The sequence below is a fragment of the Paenibacillus sp. AGC31 genome (assembly GCF_057334655.1).
Genome location: NZ_JBHFJH010000033.1, coordinates 119834 through 136692 on the forward strand (window position 1 = coordinate 119834; position 16859 = coordinate 136692).

Below are 16859 nucleotides of genomic sequence, written 5' to 3' on the forward strand. Positions count from 1 at the left end.
CCTAACAAGGACAAAGAATCCCCTAGACGTCCTGGAGCAGATTACAGAATCATGCTCCACTACGGGAGATTTCTTTGGCTTATAACTCTTCTACAATAATATTACTGTTCGTATATACACATAGCTCCGAGGCAATCTGAAGCGATTCACGCGCAATATCTTTTGCTTCCAGGTTTACTGCATGACGTTTCAACGCACGCGCAGCAGATAAGGCAAAGTTTCCACCTGATCCGATAGCGATAACGTCATCATCAGGCTCAATAATTTCGCCGCCACCTGAGATGAGCAACATGCCTGTTTTGTCCATTACAATCAACAACGCCTCAAGCTTGCGCAAGATCCGATCCTGACGCCAATCCTTGGCAAGCTCTACAGCAGCACGCTGCAAGTTACCATGGTGCTCCTCCAGCTTACCTTCGAATTTCTCAAACAGGGTGATCGCATCCGCCACAGAACCAGCAAAGCCAGCAACAACCTGTCCGCGGTACAAACGTCTTACCTTCTTGGCTGTATTCTTCATCACAACACTTTGGCCCATGGTCACCTGACCATCTCCTGCGATTGCAGCCTTACCATTATGACGAACAGCACAGATCGTTGTAGCATGAAATGACATATCCATGATATCAGCATCCTCCCACGAATAATTTATACGCGTTCCGGAACAGTTAGACCTTCTGCCTCAGCAAAACTCGTGATGCCATCCAGTGCACGCTGTGCAAGAGCTTCATTTTTTTCCTTTTTGTTACGAATCTTCGTTTCAAGCTTCGGCAACAAACCAAAGTTTGCGTTCATTGGTTGGAAGTGCTTGAAGTCAGCCGTTGTAATATACTGAGCCATACTCCCAAGTGTTGTTTCTACGGGCAATACCACCAGTTCCTGCCCAAGTGCTGCTTTGGCTGCGTTCATGCCGGCAATAAGCCCTGATGCAGCAGATTCCACATAACCTTCTACACCCGTCATCTGACCTGCAAAGAACAAGTTAGGACGCTCTTTAAACTGATACGTCGGAAGAAGCAGTTTAGGAGAATTAATAAATGTATTACGGTGCATTACGCCATAACGAACGAACTCTGCATTTTCAAGTCCAGGAATAAGGGAAAAGACTCGTTTCTGTTCTCCCCATTTCAGATGCGTCTGGAAGCCAACCAAGTTATACAGGGTTCCAGCTGCATTGTCCTGTCTAAGCTGAACAACCGCATGTGGTAACTCTCCTGTATGAGGGTTAACCAGACCTACCGGTTTCATTGGACCAAACAGAGCTGTCTGTTTTCCGCGTTTCATCATCACTTCGATTGGCATACAGCCTTCAAAGTAGATTTCTTTCTCAAACTCTTTTAATTGAGCAACCTCAGCAGTAATGAGAGCTTCATAGAAGACATCAAACTCTTCTTCTGTCATGGGACAGTTCAGATATGCCGCTTCGCCTTTATCATAACGGGAAGCCAGATACACCTTGTTCATATCAATTGAATCTTTTTCGATAATCGGTGCAGCTGCATCATAGAAGTAGAAATACTCTTCTCCCATTAGTGCCTTGATTTGCTCAGACAATGCGGGTGAAGTCAGCGGCCCCGTTGCAACAACAACGATGCCATCTTCCGGCAGAGAAGTTAGTTCCTCATTCACCACTTCGATGAGCGGATGCTGGTGCAACGTGGATGTAATCTCACCTGAAAATCCATCCCGGTCCACAGCAAGTGCCCCACCTGCAGGAACTGCATGTTTGTCTGCTGCTGACAATACAAGAGAATTGAGCATTCTCATTTCTTCTTTTAACACACCCACTGCATTGGTCAATCCATTCGCACGCAGCGAGTTGCTACATACCAGCTCTGCAAATTTATCCGTATGATGAGCTGGCGTTTTCACAACAGGTCTCATCTCGTATAATTTTACGCGTACGCCGCGACTTGCAATCTGCCAGGCCGCTTCTGTTCCTGCAAGCCCGGCACCAATAACGGTTACTTGTTGTTCATTTGTCAAAATCATTTACCCCCATAAAGCAATTTCATATTTCACTATAATTGAATTGATTCACATATATACTAATCCGCTGATTCGTCATCCGGTTCATCCACCGGCTCCTGATGATCACATGAAGTACACTGCAATCGTGCTCCCTTTTTGTTCCGCTTTTCAATCATTAGCGATCCGCAACTTGGACATGGTTTGGCTGAAGGTCTGTCCCATGAGACAAAATCACATTCAGGATATTTGTCACAACCGTAGAAAATACGTCCTTTTTTGCTACGACGCTCAACAACATGACCTTCCTTACACTTCGGACAAGTCACGCCGATATCCTTGATAATCGGTTTGGTATTCCGGCAATCAGGGAAGCCAGAGCACGCAAGAAACTTGCCAAAACGCCCGAGTTTATAAACCAGCGGTTTGCCGCACTTCTCACAGATCTCATCTGATACTTCGTCTTCAATCTCGATTTCTTTCATTTCTTCTTCCGCAAACTCAAGGCGTTTCTCAAAAGATTCATAGAATTCTGCGAGTACTTTGACCCAATCCTCGGAACCTTCCTCAACATGGTCAAGATCACCTTCCATGTTTGCGGTAAATTCTACATTCAGGATTTCCGGGAAAAACTCTTCCATCTGTTCGATGACCAGTTCACCAAGCTCGGTTGGCATGAATTTCTTTTCCTCTATCGCAACATATCCGCGCTTCTGAATGGTCTCCAGTGTTGGCGCATATGTACTCGGACGCCCTATACCCAATTCCTCAAGCGTCTTAACCAACCTTGCCTCCGTATATCGGGGTGGCGGTTGTGTAAAATGCTGTTTTGGCTCAATCTCCTGCTTATCAAGCACATCTCCACTTTTCAACGGAGGCAGCAGACGATCTTCATCGGTTGTACCATCGTCGTTTCCTTCAACATATACCTTCATGAAACCTTGGAACCGCACCTTCGAACCTGCTGCACGGAAAATGGTGTCCCCCGCAGCAATATCTACAGAGAGTGTATCCAGGATAGCCGAAGACATCTGGCTCGCTACAAAACGTTCCCATACCAGTTTATACAAGCGGAACTGATCGCGACTCATGAATGACTTGATTGAGTCAGGATCACGCAGAATTGAAGTTGGACGAATTGCTTCATGCGCATCCTGAGCATTAGCTGCTTTTTTGGAATAGTTTCGTGGAGACTCAGGTGCAAATGGCTCACCATACTTACCAACGATATATTCTTTGGCTTCTTCTTGTGCAGATGCCGCAATTCGTGTGGAGTCCGTACGCATATACGTGATGAGACCTACTGTGCCTTCTTTTCCAAGGTCTACACCTTCATATAGTTGTTGGGCGACCGACATCGTCTTGGAAGCTCTGAAATTCAATTTACGCGCCGCTTCCTGTTGCAGAGAACTCGTCGTAAACGGGGCGGAAGGGTTACGGCTCCGTTCTTTCTCTTTAACTTCCTTGATCGTAAAGTCGGCTCCTTCGATCTGTTTCAAGATCGCTTGCACTTCCGCTTCACTACCCAGCTCTGTTTTGGCCCCGTTCAGTTTATGAAACTTGGCTTCAAACGGATTGCCGTCTGCTGTCAGTTTAGCGGTAATGCTCCAGTATTCTTCCGGCTCAAAATCATCAATTTCATTTTCACGATCTAAAATGATTTTTACAGCCACGGACTGAACCCGGCCTGCAGACAAACCTTTTTTCACTTTCTTCCATAATAACGGACTAATTTTATATCCAACGAGTCGATCCAGAATACGTCTTGCCTGCTGCGCGTTAACCAAATCCATATTGATTTTCCGCGGCGTTTTGAACGCATCTTTGACCGCCTGTTTTGTAATTTCATTAAATACAACCCGGCAATCTGCCGTATCGTCCAGTTCAAGGGCATGGGCCAAATGCCATGCGATAGCCTCACCTTCGCGATCCGGGTCAGCTGCGAGATACACTTTTTTCACTTTCTTCCGTGCATCCTTCAGTTCTTTCAAAATTGAACCTTTGCCGCGGATCGTAATATATTTCGGATTAAAATCATTCTCTACCTCAACGCCGATCTGACTCTTTGGCAAATCGCGAACATGCCCCATCGAAGCTTTTACGATGAACTTGCTGCCTAAATATTTGCCTATCGTCTTCGCCTTTGAGGGCGACTCCACGATTACGAGTGCATCCGCCATAGGTTCATCCTCCTCTCAGTCATGAAACTGTCATGAAACTGTTTCTGTAAGCTTATGCATAATTAATAACTTCTGCTAATTATATATTTCCACACACTGCGTAGGTTGTAGCTTCGTCATACCCTCGCGTATTTAGTGCCTGGTAATTGGCTAATCTGCTTTTTTATGATTAAAGATAACAGAACTGAATGCAAATGTCCAAAATCCCAACCAAGCAGCTCAACTAGTTGATCCAATGATTGTTCTCCCTGTTCCAACAGATAAATCACACGTTGTTCATCTGGAGAGAGCTTAACCTCAGCGAATATCCCTCGCCCGGAAGACTCGGTTGTTTCGGTCGAACGTCCTCTATTGTAAGGAAGTTGTTCTGCATTTGGCAAGCCCAATCGATACTCTTCCAATACATCTGCTGCACAAGTGACCAATTTGGCCCCTTGACGGATAAGATTGTGTGCTCCCCGACTTTTCGGTGATGTGATAGGTCCAGGGACTGCAAATACATCCCTGCCTGCTTCAAGCGCAGCATCTGCTGTAATGAGTGAGCCGCTGCGAATGTCAGCCTCAACAACCAATGTTCCCAGTGTCAGACCGGCAATGATTCGATTCCGTTCCGGAAATAATCCCTGGCGTGCTCTTGTACCTGGTGGATATTCCGACAAAAGCAGACCTGTCTCCGCGATTCGCTCTGCGAGGCTTGTATTTTCGGGTGGGTATATATGATCAATCCCTGTTCCGAATACGGCAATCGTTTTTCCTTTAGCACGTAGTACTACCTCATGACATACGCTATCAATACCGCGGGCAAGCCCGCTTACAATCGTCAGTCCTGCATTGCATAATTGTTCTGCCAGCTTCTCTCCAACTTTGCGCCCATACACGGTTGGCATACGAGTTCCCACCATGGCAATAGACGAATTGTGTAGCAAACTAACATCCCCTCGAGCATACATTACCCAGGGAGGCTGAACGGTTTCCTTCATTAATATGGGATAATTCTGATCCAGATAAGTAATAACCTCTATCCCCAGATTGTAAACGTGTTCTCTTTTACTCTCAATCCAATCGATAGTAAATTGGCTAGCCAAACGTGCAGCCTGATCTTTGCGCAAGCCTGCTGCGACCCAGTCGCTTTCCCCATAATTCAATAGATCGGGTAATTCATGTTGTCCCAGAATCAGTTTCGAGATCGTTTTCTTGCCAATACCCTCCATCTCATGTAACCCAAACAAGATCCATCGTTCTTCCATACCATAAACCTCCCAAAGCGGGAAGAGATCTTCCCTCATATTGTGTGTTAAGTGACCACGGAATGCAAGCGTTTACGCAGGTGGGAGACAATTCCTACCCTTTTTGCCGTAAAAAAAACGCAAAAAAGCAACCCTTCGCCCTGTTTAAGGACAAAAGGTTGCTTACCTTTTCCGTAACCATAATAGTCGGTCTACCAGAAATAGATCATTTCCGAGCCGTTTCTTCTATTATAACGAAAAAGAATTAATGTGTCGTGCACAAATTCAAAATACCGCGTTCCTCAAGTACACTCACCAAAGTCGAACCCATCTCAGCAGGAGTTGGTGCTACTTTGATTCCACATGATTCCAGCTTCGCAATTTTCTCTTTGGCTGTACCTTTACCACCAGAGATAATAGCGCCAGCATGGCCCATCCGTTTGCCTGGAGGCGCTGTTACGCCACCGATAAAGCCAACAACCGGTTTGGTCATGTTTTCACGTACCCAATCTGCAGCATCCTCTTCAGCTGTACCACCAATCTCACCAATCATGATGACCGCATGAGTCTGTGGATCTTCATTGAACCGTTTGAGGATATCAATGAACTCGGAGCCTTTTACAGGGTCTCCCCCGATTCCTACAGCAGAGGATTGTCCAATGCCACGTGTCGTCAGTTGATGAACGGCTTCATAGGTAAGTGTTCCACTACGGGAAACAACGCCTACGTGCCCCGCCATATGGATATAACCAGGCATGATACCAATTTTACATTCTCCTGGTGTAATGACACCTGGACAGTTTGGTCCGATCAGGACGGTATTTTTGCCTTCCATGAAGCGGTCAACCTTGATCATGTCAAGAACCGGAATACCTTCTGTAATACAGATTACGAGGTCCAGCTCAGCATCAACAGCTTCCATAATGGAATCTGCTGCAAATGCAGGAGGAACGTAAATGACGCTCGCTGTTGCGCCTGTAGCTTCCTTCGCTTCCTCCACAGTGTTGAACACCGGCAGACTAGCTACTGTACCGTCTTCCAACGTGATATCCACATTAGTTCCGCCTTTACCCGGTGTAACTCCGCCTACCATCTGGGTTCCGTAGTCCAATGCGCCCTTCGTGTGGAACATTCCCGTTGAACCCGTAATGCCTTGCGTAATGACTTTTGTATTTTTATCGATCAAAATACTCACGTTGCTTCACATCCTTACGGTTATTTTTCAATTCCCGGACAGCTCCGGTACTAAGGAATGAACTTATTTTACGAGGGCAACAATTTTCTGTGCACCATCGGCCATGGAATCAGCAGGAACAATATTCAGGCCAGATTCACCCAGAATACGTTTGCCAAGCTCCACGTTAGTTCCTTCAAGACGAACAACCAGCGGTTTGGTCAGGCCAAGCTGCTTCGCGGCTTCAACAACACCATTGGCGATAACATCACAGCGCATGATGCCACCGAAGATGTTAACAAAGATCCCAGCTACTTTGGCATCGGACAAGATGATCTTAAATGCTTCAGTCACCTTCTCCGTTGTCGCACCGCCCCCAACGTCAAGGAAGTTGGCCGGGTCTCCACCGTAGTATTTGATAATGTCCATCGTTGCCATCGCAAGTCCCGCACCATTGACCATACAGCCGATGTTGCCATCAAGTGCTATGTAGCTGAGGTCGTATTTGGAAGCTTCGATTTCTTTTTCATCCTCTTCATCCAGATCACGCAGTTCCAAAATGTCTTTGTGACGGAACAGGGCGTTGGAGTCAAAGTTCAATTTTGCATCTAGCGCGATAACGTTTCCATCTCCGGTAACAACGAGAGGATTGATCTCGGCAATAGAGCAATCTTTTTCGACAAATGCAGTGTACAGCGCGAGCATGAACTTAACAGCTTTGTTCACCAGTTCATTCGGAATCTTAATGCTGTAAGCCAGTTTACGGGCCTGGAACACTTGCAATCCAATAGCAGGGTCAATAATTTCTTTGAAAATTTTCTCAGGTGTAGCTTCAGCTACTTCTTCAATCTCAGTACCGCCTTCTTCGGAAGCCATCATAACTACACGGCCTGTGGCACGGTCCACAACAACACCCACATAATACTCTTTGCGGATATCGCATCCTTCTTCAATCAGAAGACGTTTCACTTCTTTGCCTTCTGGTCCAGTCTGGTGTGTTACCAATACTTTGCCCAGAATTTCGGAAGCATAGGCACGAACTTCATCCGTACTCTTCGCCACTTTTACGCCGCCGGCTTTACCCCGGCCACCTGCGTGTATTTGCGCTTTAACAACAGTCACCGGACTGCCCAGTGCCTCTGCGGCCGCAACCGCTTCATCGACTGTATAAGCAACCTTTCCGTTTGGAACGGTAACTCCATACTGTTTCAGTACTTCTTTTCCTTGATATTCATGGATATTCATTCTCGAATCCTCCTATCAACATGACTGCAACAAGGCGGGTTGGTAGACTAACAAAAGACAAATGTTGACTATTTTCACTTAAACCCAATTCATTGTAACACGTTTTTAAAACGCTTTCCTTAAAAAATTAATGGTTAATAGACAGTATTTTGATATGAGTATGATCCCATATTGTGAATGCTTGGGTATATATGGAAAAAACCTCAGCTAAAAGCTAAGGTTTCCTTGATCTAAAACTACATTTTATTTTTTGGCTGCGTTCGTGTTGGTTTGGTGAACTTTCTCCAGCAACCCTTTGAACTGACCCAGCAAAGCTTCAAACTCTGTACTGTTCAAACACGCATCACCCTGAATGGATTCAGGTATGGATAATGCCTTGTTCCGCAGCTCACGGCCGGAGTCGGTTAATGTAATTAATACTTTTCGTTCATCCTGAGCAGAGCGTTCGCGATTAATAAGTCCTGCTGACTGTAACCGTTTGAGAAGTGGTGTCAACGTTCCCGAATCGAGATAGAGTGCCTCCCCGATCTCCTTAACCGTACATTCTTCACGTTCCCACAATACCATCAGAACCAGATACTGTGAATACGTTACGCCGAGCACCTCGAGATAAGGCTGGTACATCTTCGTAATCTCCCGTGAACAAGCATATATGGCAAAGCATAATTGGTTATCCAGCTTCAAACTGTCAGTCTGCATATATCTTTCTCACCTGCCTATTGTGCATTCTATTCCTTATAAAAAAGGAACTATAAATCTATCTTATCACAAATTAGAAAAAAAACAGAATAATTGAGCACAAATGATTTTACTATTCAATTTAATTATGATAAATTAGATTGTGTGAAATATAAAAAAACGAATAGATGAGCCGTAAGTACATCTCATAATTCGATAAAAATATTACATAAGGTCCATGGAATACATTCGCGTTTTCTCGGGCCAAATTTGATAATCATAATGAAAGTTTAATACGTAACCATTTTCGCCAAAGCTATTTAATGATTTCCTTCCAAAAATAAAATTCAGGGATCAGGAAAGATGACTACAGCAATGAGAATGACAGGTTGACTCCATGATTCCTTTTATATAAAATGCTTAATAGAAGCTGAGGAAGCACCTTAATTCGTAGACTGGCCCGTATTTTGCGGAGTCAAGAATCGAGTGAGGTGTTTCTTTGTTATGTATGGAAAATTACACAGTGCGTGTTTGTACGGAATCGATGGTGTACTGATCGAGGTGGAAACCGATTTATCCAATGGTCTGCCACAGACATCCATCATCGGTTTACCGGATTCAGCTATTCGTGAGGCCGTTGAGCGTGTCCGTGCAGCGATTAAAAATTGCGGATATCAGTACCCTTTACAGCGGATCACAATCAATCTGGCCCCCGCTGATCTGCGCAAGGAAGGATCTTCCTTTGATCTGGCCATTGCTATTGGTTTACTTATGACAAGCGGTCAGCTTGTACTGCCTCCCCAGGAACGGACACTAGTGGTTGGCGAACTGGCGTTGGACGGTTCGATCAGGTCCGTGCCCGGCATTTTATCCATGGTGGACCTGGCCAAACGACAAGGCTTTACTTCTGTGCTCCTGCCTTTGGATAACGTAGAGGAAGCGTCACTGATTCGAGGTATCCAGGTGTTTGGCATTCGACATTTACAGGATATTGCTCCGGAAAATTTAGATCAATCTGCAAGTTCGGTTGGAATACCCAATAATTCGAATGCAGGACCAGTCGTGTTGAAAAATTATGCACACCTCGCTGCGCCTATAACGGATAAGACTCATAAGATGGCGGATAGGAAGCCGAGACAAACACCATTATTTGCAGACGACTATAGCGATGTTCTGGGGCAGCACCATGTAAAACGCGCGCTTATGATTGCTGCAGCAGGCATGCATAACATACTGCTCGTTGGACCGCCAGGCACGGGCAAAACGATGTTAATCAAACGTCTGCCCTCCATCCTTCCTCCTTTGTCAGAAGATGAAGCGTTGGAAGTAACCAAAGTATTAAGTGCTGCAGGCAAATTAAAAGAAGCGCCTCAAGGCCTGATTGCAGACAGACCTTTTCGCTCCCCTCACCACACGATATCCTCCTCTGGTCTGATTGGAGGCGGTGGTATCCCAAAACCAGGTGAAGTGAGCCTTGCCCATCGGGGAATATTGTTTCTGGATGAATTACCTGAATTTCAGCGCCAAGTGCTGGAGGTATTAAGGCAGCCGTTAGAGGATCGCACAGTGACAATTAGTCGGGCTCGCGCTGCATTCACCTTTCCGGCCCAGTTCATGCTTGCATGTTCCATGAATCCCTGTCCCTGCGGATATTTGTCCGCTCATTCGGAGGAACAACGATGCATATGTAGTCCAGCCCGTGTTGCCGCGTACCGAGCCAAAATTTCAGGACCACTGCTGGACCGCATTGACCTTCAGGTCGAGGTTCCTCCACCAGGTGAGTGGCGCAAGTCTGCTGCTTCCCCTTCATCTGAAGAAATGCAGGCAAAAGTAATCCACGCTCATCAAATTCAGGCTTCACGTTATGCTCAAAGTTCGGTCCGTTGGAATAGCCAGCTTTCGGGCACGCTTTTGCGACGTACAATCCAACTCCCTCAAGAGGCAGAGCAACTGTTAGAGCAAACGCTGAAAACGTTAAACCTGAGCATGCGTGCACATGATCGAATTATCAAGATGGCACAGACAATTGCCGATCTGGACCATGAAGGTGAAATTGTGACAGCTCATGTGGCTGAAGCCATCCAGTATCGTCAATTGGATCTTAATTTATTTTGAAGCTATTTTAGAAGCATATGGAGGAAAGAACAGGCCGATTTACCCAAAGGTAGTGAAATGGGCATGAAACTGTAAACAACAGAGGAAGATCGAGAAGGATTCTTTATGCAGATTCTACAATCCGGATACACCAACATGACAAAAAAACGTACAAGCCCTTCTCTTCTGTGGAGAAAGGTACTTGTACGTAGAGTTTCCTGAAACATAAACATACGGGGATCGTAGGTAGCTAAGGTTTTTAATAATTTATTATTCGAAAAGAGTGAGTTTCTCCTTAGCTGGTGTGCGTTCTTTGGCAGAAGGAATAACATCAGGGTATCCCATATAAATCATACCTACAATCTTCTCTCCCGCCTCTATTCCAAGCGATTTGCGGAATTTGGGAGCGTACAAGAATGGCTTGGTCACCCAGAACGTTCCAATGTCTTCACTCCAGGCTGCAAGCATAAAGTTCTGAACCAATGCACTGACCGCAGCAAAGTCTTCGTCCCAGATATTCTGTCTTGGATCTTCTTCCAGCACGACAAGCATAACGGATGGAACTTGCATAATATTGGGTGAAAATTTGTTGTCTTCTCCCATTTCTGCATCAATAGCCTCGGCCAGTTTCTTCCGTCCATTTCCGGTAAACAACAAAAATCTCCAAGGTTCACGCAGTTTATGGTTAGGAGCCCAGACTGCCGTATCCAGCAATTCTATAATCTGCTGTGTAGGAACAGCTTCTTTTTTGAATTTTTTCACCGTACGACGGTTTTGAATCGCATTTCTGACTTCATTTGTTGTTTTCGTAGCTTTACTCATCGGCCGTACCTCCCTGATTATAAAATCATTTGCAACCGCAATAGTGATTCGCGGCCTAGTACACTCATTATAATTTCTTTATGACATAAAAAATAAATTCCAGTTTACCTTCTTGATTATACACCCATCTGATCACGAGATTCAAAGGGGCGGCAGAGGTCATTACCGTTAAGTTCATTACGAACAGAAAAGACGACTCTGAATCTTGATTCACCACGAGGGATCATCAAGTCAGAACCGTCTTTTATTCTCATGTTGTTATTCATTCACATATCTTATCAACAAGTAATCAATCGTCATAACTCGCCCCTTCAAACGTGCCATTCCCTTCAAATGTGCCATTAACAAAATCCATTTTGTTGTACTTCTCCTGGTTACCTGCAACATCTGTACTATAGTACTCTACCACCTTGACATCAGGGGCATAAAACTTGACGGGTCCTTCATAGTTCTTCCATTCTCCCCCATTGATTCGATATTGCGTTGTTTTTACGCCCGAACCTTTGACTTCGTCTGTTGCCTGAAGTCTGAATGTAAATCCTTTGATGTATATTTTCCCGTTCACAGTATCTGTAATAGGAACTAATCTGTACTTGGTTACTGGAGGTGTAATATCTGCATCCTTCTTAAGTACGATATTAAACGTATTATGATCTCCTTTTACAAGAGTAACGCTTAGGCTCGTTTTTAGATATCCTGCTGCTTCTCCCGTTATCGTTCTGGCCCCTGTTGGTACGCGCTTTATAAAATAATCGCCTTGAGCATCTGTCGTTGCCGAACCGCCAGCATAAACTTTAGCACCAGTTATCGGATTGCCCGCTTCATCTATTACTTTTCCACGCACGTGTGCCGCCTCTGCCAAAACAACATCCCATTTTATGGTTTCTCCCGCCCAAAGTTCTAACCGATCTTGTTCATAAATCATATAATCTGCAGAATCTACCTTGATTGCAATGTTTGGATATTCAAAATCAATGCCTGTTACCATATATATGCCTCTTTGATTTGTTTTTACGGGCTTGCCGTACAAAGCGGTTACTGAAACTAACGCGTCAGCCACAGGCTTTCCTTCCTTATCTGTGACTGTGCCCACAATTGTTGATGGTTCATAAATATAAAAATTAATGGTTCTTACTTTGTCCGCTTCTAAATACTCACTACCTCTATGATTGTATAACAGATAACCTTCTGCCTCTACAGTAAAATCCATTGTGAAATAATCTTTTGAGTTGGGGAGTACCACGTCAATACGATAATTTCCATTTTCATCACTAACTACACTCCCAGACTGTTGTTCAGCTCCATCACCATAATGATGTAATTCATACGATATCTTTGCATTTTTCACATTCATTCCTTCACTTATAACTTTTCCTACAAAACCAGAGGGCCGACTCTGGTCACGACTCGATAACTTAAAAGTATCGTTTTCTTTGGCTGCACTGACAGTTCCAGTGTGCATTACACTAAACAAAACAGAAACTAAAAAAAACACTATAAAACGAGCTATCCATGGGGAACGAATAGACATAACTAAAACCTCTCCTCATCCAAATTAGTTAGTAAGATTGTTTAATTCTTTAATTCGTTCTTTTTCTAGCTCACAAGTAATTCAAGCTTCCAAAATTCTCCATCCCAAACATATTGCCAAATCCCCTGCCCACCATTCATGGTCTGGCTAACATCCAGTACTTCCATCCGAGGACACTCCCAGACTCTTTTCACTGTGTTGTTCGAAGTATTCTGAAGCTCTTCCATACATCCCACCAACCTCTCTTTAATTTTTCTACGTTCTTATTTTATTATAAATGATACAATTTGTATCTATAATTCTGAAATAGACTGATTTTATTTTGTTGCTATATGATTAGTTTTGTGCTTTCTTTAGTTGAATCAAAAAAAAGCCGTCGTTCCTGTGTAGAGAGGAACGGCGGCTTTAGATCCGACTGCTTACAAAACAAAATTGGATGCAAGAAAAACACAATTAAACTTGTACTTTGAGAAGAGCTATAGAGTCACACCGAAAAGATACGTTTCGTAACTTTCAATACATTAAAAATTTTAGCGTTCACCTTAAAATGCATTAACAATATGATTTACCGAGACAATCTCTCCCGCTTGATCAAGCATCACGACAATTACATCAAAACGGATCTGAAATTCCTTTATGAAATAAAAAAATAAATTCCAGTTTACCTTCTTGATTATACACCCATCTGATCACGAGTTTCAAAGGGGCGGCAGAGGTCATTACCGTTAAGGTCATTACGAATAGAAAAGACGACTCTGAATCTTGATTCACCACGAGGGATCATCAAGTCAGAGCCGTCTTTTTCACATGTTATACATTCACATATCATATCAACAAGTAATCAATCGTAACTCTCCCCTTCAAACGTGCCATTCCCTTCAAATGTGCCATTAACAAAGTCCATTTTATTGTACTTCTCCTGATTACCTGCAACATCTGTACTATAGTACTCTACCACCTTGACATCAGGGGCATAAAACTTGACGGGCCCTTCATACATCTTCCATGCTCCCCCATTAATTCGATATTGTGTTGTCTTCACACCTGAACCTTTGACTTCATCTGTTGCCTGTAGTCTGAATGTAAATCCTTTGATGTATAGCTTCCCATTAACTGTATCTGTTAAAGGAACTAATCTGTATTTGGTTACAGGCGGCGTAATGTCCGCATCCGTCTTGAGTACGATATTAAACGTATTCCGATCTCCTTGTACGAGAGTAACGCTCAGGCTCGATTTTAAATACCCTGCTGCTTCCCCCGTTATCGTTCTGGCCCCTGTTGGTACGCGCTTTATAAAATAATCGCCTTGAGCATCTGTCGTTGTCGAACCGCCAGCATAAACTTTAGCACCAGTTATCGGATTGCCCGCTTCATCTATTACTTTTCCACGCACGTGTGCCGCCTCTGCCAAAACAACATCCTTTCTCAAGGTTCCCCCCTCCCGGACACCCAAGCGATCCTGTTCATATAACATATAATCATCGGCATCTACCCATATTGCAATGTTCGGATTATAGGCGTAATCAATTCCTGTAACCGCATATCGACCTTGCTGATCAGTTTTCACTATACGATCAAAGACACTTGTTACTTTTATACGAGCATCTGGAACAGGTCTGCCCGCCTGATCTTTGACTGTTCCTACAATCGTGGAAGGTTCATAAATATGAAAATCAAGCTGTTTTTGCTCTCCACCCCTTAAACTATAGTAAGTGTGATGTCGATACGGCACATACCCCTCTGCTTCAACTGAAAAGGTAAATACAGTATAGTTCTCAACGGATTCAATAATACGATAATTCCCACTCTCATCTGTCTCCACGCTGTGTTCCTTATTCCCATAATCAAGCCAATACTTGACTGTGGCGTCCTTGACAGGCAATCCCTGACGATCAATCACTTTACCTGACACACTAACCGCATTGTCAGATTCAGCAGCATAAGAAACTCCAGAATACATGATTCCAAACAAAATGAAACATAAAGATAGTGTACTTAGTCGAATCATCCATGTGATACTCGTCTGCATCTTCTCACTACACCTCACCATTTATTTTATTGATCAAATATTCCTCTTTAACCTCTTTAATTAACTGACCATAAGTTCAAGCTTCCAGAACTCTCCGTCCCAAACATATTGCCAAATCCCCTGTCCACCGTTCATGGTCTCGCTGATATCCAGCACTTCCATCCGAGGGCACTCCCATACTTCTTTTACTGTGTTGTTCGAAGTATTCTGAAGCTCTTTCATACATCCCACCAACCTCTCTTTAAATTTTTCAACGTTCTTATTTTATTACAAATGATACGATTTGTATCTATAAATTGTGAAATACAATGATTTTATTATCAATGCTCTATCCTCTGTTTTGTGATTTCATAGTTAAATCAAAAAAAGCCGCAGTCCCTGTATGAAGAGGAACTACGGCTTTAGTATATTAACTAATTTTAAAACTAAAACGAATGCAAAGATAAGACATAATTAAACTTGTACTTCGAAATAACTGACCGACTCACATTAAAAAGATACATTTCGTATCAATTAATACAGCAATAACTTTGAGTGTAATTCTTAAAAAGCATTAACAATATGATTCACAGAGACAGTTTTTCCCGCTTGATCAAGCATTACGGCAATTACATCAAAACGGATCTGATGTTCCGTCTCTCCCCTCATTTGCAAATACACGGACGCGGTTGAACGTACCTGCTGCATTTTACGCATATCAACCGATTCCTGAGGTGTACCGTACTGAACGGCTCCACTTCTGCTTCTTACTTCCACAAAGACAATCAGGCCCTCGCAGGAAGCAATGATGTCAATCTCACCACTACGGCAACGCCAGTTCTGTCTAATGATCCGATAATCGTTCTCTCGCAACCATTGACTGGCTGCCTCTTCACCTAATCGACCCTTCTGCTGTCGTGTGAGCTTCATTCCCGGCTCCTCACCCAATCTACGTTCTACCATGACTCATCTTCCTCACGTCCTGAGGCCATTCGATCTGCACGGTAGACATATGTTAGCACCTCTGCGACCAGTTGATACAGTTCAGCTGGAATCTGTTCATCCAGATCCAACTTGGAGAGCACCTCCACAAGTGCTGCATCCTCCTGAACAGCCACGCCGTTTTCTCTGGCTTTATCCAGAATGGCTTCTGCCACTTTGCCACGGCCCTTCGCTACAACAACAGGTGCTTCACTCTCTCCAGGGACGTATTTTAGGGCAACCGCCTTTTTGGAGAGCAGATCGGGTTGTGACGACTCGTCTTTCATACCTTCAAGTCCACCCCTTTATATCGTTCAGGACTATAGTCCGAGGCCGTCATTTTCCGCTCCGCGCCCGGCTCCTGCCCCACAGGCCACGGTTCCGCCTTGAAGGTCAGCAGTTGATAGCCCAGCTTGTCCAATGCTTGATGGATTACCTCTCGTCCGCTCTCCAGGAGCGGCCCCATTCCTTCGCGATCATTCAATACACGCAGACTGACAATGTTATTAACCACATGCACATCTACCAGAGTAGGCCCAAGGCTTTTCATGTCCAGATCAAACCATAGACGGCAGTTGGACGCATCCAGCTCTCCACGTTGACCTCTGCGAGACTGAATCTGAACAGACGCCGTTTCTTCCCCGTCCGGTCCAGTGATCGGAATAAACCAGTGCATCTGTGCAAAAGTAGCACTGCGATCTGTCGTTAGCAATAACTGCTGACCTGTCAGATACTGCACGGCCTGTCCGGCGGCATCCTTAAGCGCTGCTGGTGCACCTTCGCTGCTGGCAAGCTGCAGCAGCAAGCCCTTCAGCGTGTCCGCATTTGCCGGACTCGCCGCATCCCCCACGCGCGGCTGCGCTGCCGCGCCGTGAACGGCCTGCTGCTCGTGCTCCGCACCGAGCAGCTTCAGCACGCGCCCCACCCACGGGTCCCCCTCGTGGGTGACAGG

General features: G+C 44.6%; 15 protein-coding genes and 1 pseudogene. 1 reads left to right on the top strand and 15 read right to left on the bottom strand.

Going from position 1 to position 16859, the window contains the following annotated elements; translation table 11 throughout:
• Nucleotides 1-79: 79 nt before the first annotated feature.
• The 7 genes from hslV to ACE04G_RS21505 form a co-directional block, all read right to left on the bottom strand.
• Nucleotides 80-622, bottom strand: coding sequence for an ATP-dependent protease subunit HslV (hslV, locus tag ACE04G_RS21475; protein ID WP_062833786.1), 543 nt, complete (start codon nt 620-622; stop codon nt 80-82).
• A gap of 26 nt (nt 623-648) precedes the next feature.
• The gene (gene trmFO / locus ACE04G_RS21480) at nt 649-1992 is read right to left on the bottom strand and encodes an FADH(2)-oxidizing methylenetetrahydrofolate--tRNA-(uracil(54)-C(5))-methyltransferase TrmFO (protein WP_372238347.1); all 1344 of its coding nucleotides are present in this window, start codon (nt 1990-1992) and stop codon (nt 649-651) included.
• A gap of 56 nt (nt 1993-2048) precedes the next feature.
• The gene (gene topA, locus ACE04G_RS21485; protein ID WP_221824184.1) at nt 2049-4148 is read right to left on the bottom strand and encodes a type I DNA topoisomerase; all 2100 of its coding nucleotides are present in this window, start codon (nt 4146-4148) and stop codon (nt 2049-2051) included.
• A 116-nt stretch (nt 4149-4264) separates the two neighbouring features.
• The gene (gene dprA, locus ACE04G_RS21490; protein WP_221824185.1) at nt 4265-5395 is read right to left on the bottom strand and encodes a DNA-processing protein DprA; all 1131 of its coding nucleotides are present in this window, start codon (nt 5393-5395) and stop codon (nt 4265-4267) included.
• A 244-nt stretch (nt 5396-5639) separates the two neighbouring features.
• Nucleotides 5640-6569: a succinate--CoA ligase subunit alpha gene (gene sucD / locus ACE04G_RS21495; RefSeq protein WP_221824186.1), complete on the bottom strand. Its 930-nt coding sequence runs from the start codon at nt 6567-6569 to the stop codon at nt 5640-5642.
• A gap of 63 nt (nt 6570-6632) precedes the next feature.
• Nucleotides 6633-7793, bottom strand: coding sequence for an ADP-forming succinate--CoA ligase subunit beta (gene sucC, locus ACE04G_RS21500; RefSeq protein WP_036609384.1), 1161 nt, complete (start codon nt 7791-7793; stop codon nt 6633-6635).
• Between the two features lie 243 nt (nt 7794-8036).
• Complete coding sequence (locus ACE04G_RS21505) at nt 8037-8492, bottom strand: MarR family winged helix-turn-helix transcriptional regulator (protein ID WP_076208912.1); 456 nt, start codon at nt 8490-8492, stop codon at nt 8037-8039.
• 483 nt (nt 8493-8975) lie between these two features.
• Between ACE04G_RS21505 and ACE04G_RS21510 the strand changes: the two genes are divergently transcribed.
• Entirely contained in the window at nt 8976-10586 is a 1611-nt protein-coding gene (locus ACE04G_RS21510; protein WP_449004596.1) for a YifB family Mg chelatase-like AAA ATPase, read from the top strand.
• Nucleotides 10587-10835: 249 nt separating this feature from the next.
• Here the strand turns inward: ACE04G_RS21510 and ACE04G_RS21515 are convergent, their stop codons facing one another.
• The 8 genes and pseudogenes from ACE04G_RS21515 to ACE04G_RS21550 form a co-directional block, all read right to left on the bottom strand.
• Entirely contained in the window at nt 10836-11387 is a 552-nt protein-coding gene (locus ACE04G_RS21515) for a nitroreductase family protein (protein WP_221824188.1), read from the bottom strand.
• A gap of 289 nt (nt 11388-11676) precedes the next feature.
• The gene (locus ACE04G_RS21520; RefSeq protein ID WP_449004597.1) at nt 11677-12918 is read right to left on the bottom strand and encodes a carboxypeptidase-like regulatory domain-containing protein; all 1242 of its coding nucleotides are present in this window, start codon (nt 12916-12918) and stop codon (nt 11677-11679) included.
• Nucleotides 12919-12983: 65 nt separating this feature from the next.
• On the bottom strand, nt 12984-13145 hold the full coding sequence (locus ACE04G_RS21525; RefSeq protein ID WP_449004598.1) for a paeninodin family lasso peptide: 162 nt from the start codon (nt 13143-13145) through the stop codon (nt 12984-12986).
• A gap of 614 nt (nt 13146-13759) precedes the next feature.
• On the bottom strand, nt 13760-14947 hold the full coding sequence (locus tag ACE04G_RS21530) for a carboxypeptidase-like regulatory domain-containing protein (protein ID WP_449004599.1): 1188 nt from the start codon (nt 14945-14947) through the stop codon (nt 13760-13762).
• A 60-nt stretch (nt 14948-15007) separates the two neighbouring features.
• Complete coding sequence (locus ACE04G_RS21535; protein ID WP_221824190.1) at nt 15008-15169, bottom strand: paeninodin family lasso peptide; 162 nt, start codon at nt 15167-15169, stop codon at nt 15008-15010.
• 321 nt (nt 15170-15490) lie between these two features.
• Nucleotides 15491-15889, bottom strand: a complete 399-nt coding sequence (locus ACE04G_RS21540) for a YraN family protein (RefSeq protein WP_449004600.1) — start codon at nt 15887-15889, stop codon at nt 15491-15493.
• On the bottom strand, nt 15883-16194 hold the full coding sequence (locus ACE04G_RS21545) for an EscU/YscU/HrcU family type III secretion system export apparatus switch protein (protein ID WP_076208916.1): 312 nt from the start codon (nt 16192-16194) through the stop codon (nt 15883-15885). The genes ACE04G_RS21540 and ACE04G_RS21545 overlap by 7 nt, the downstream gene beginning before the upstream one ends.
• Nucleotides 16191-16859: pseudogene (locus ACE04G_RS21550) on the bottom strand (DNA ligase); the annotation flags it as partial. The gene ACE04G_RS21545 and the pseudogene ACE04G_RS21550, both read right to left, overlap by 4 nt.

What these genes read in the sequence shown, in the direction of transcription:
- ACE04G_RS21520 (WP_449004597.1), bottom strand. Translation starts at nt 12,918, where the DNA reads ATGTCTATTCGTTCCCCATGGATAGCTCGTTTTATAGTGTTTTTTTTA.
- ACE04G_RS21505 (WP_076208912.1), bottom strand. Translation starts at nt 8,492, where the DNA reads ATGCAGACTGACAGTTTGAAGCTGGATAACCAATTATGCTTTGCCATA.
- dprA (WP_221824185.1), bottom strand. Translation starts at nt 5,395, where the DNA reads ATGGAAGAACGATGGATCTTGTTTGGGTTACATGAGATGGAGGGTATT.
- ACE04G_RS21530 (WP_449004599.1), bottom strand. Translation starts at nt 14,947, where the DNA reads ATGCAGACGAGTATCACATGGATGATTCGACTAAGTACACTATCTTTA.
- ACE04G_RS21540 (WP_449004600.1), bottom strand. Translation starts at nt 15,889, where the DNA reads ATGGTAGAACGTAGATTGGGTGAGGAGCCGGGAATGAAGCTCACACGA.
- ACE04G_RS21525 (WP_449004598.1), bottom strand. Translation starts at nt 13,145, where the DNA reads ATGGAAGAGCTTCAGAATACTTCGAACAACACAGTGAAAAGAGTCTGG.
- topA (WP_221824184.1), bottom strand. Translation starts at nt 4,148, where the DNA reads ATGGCGGATGCACTCGTAATCGTGGAGTCGCCCTCAAAGGCGAAGACG.
- trmFO (WP_372238347.1), bottom strand. Translation starts at nt 1,992, where the DNA reads ATGATTTTGACAAATGAACAACAAGTAACCGTTATTGGTGCCGGGCTT.
- ACE04G_RS21545 (WP_076208916.1), bottom strand. Translation starts at nt 16,194, where the DNA reads ATGAAAGACGAGTCGTCACAACCCGATCTGCTCTCCAAAAAGGCGGTT.
- ACE04G_RS21510 (WP_449004596.1), top strand. Translation starts at nt 8,976, where the DNA reads ATGTATGGAAAATTACACAGTGCGTGTTTGTACGGAATCGATGGTGTA.
- ACE04G_RS21515 (WP_221824188.1), bottom strand. Translation starts at nt 11,387, where the DNA reads ATGAGTAAAGCTACGAAAACAACAAATGAAGTCAGAAATGCGATTCAA.
- hslV (WP_062833786.1), bottom strand. Translation starts at nt 622, where the DNA reads ATGGATATGTCATTTCATGCTACAACGATCTGTGCTGTTCGTCATAAT.
- ACE04G_RS21535 (WP_221824190.1), bottom strand. Translation starts at nt 15,169, where the DNA reads ATGAAAGAGCTTCAGAATACTTCGAACAACACAGTAAAAGAAGTATGG.
- sucC (WP_036609384.1), bottom strand. Translation starts at nt 7,793, where the DNA reads ATGAATATCCATGAATATCAAGGAAAAGAAGTACTGAAACAGTATGGA.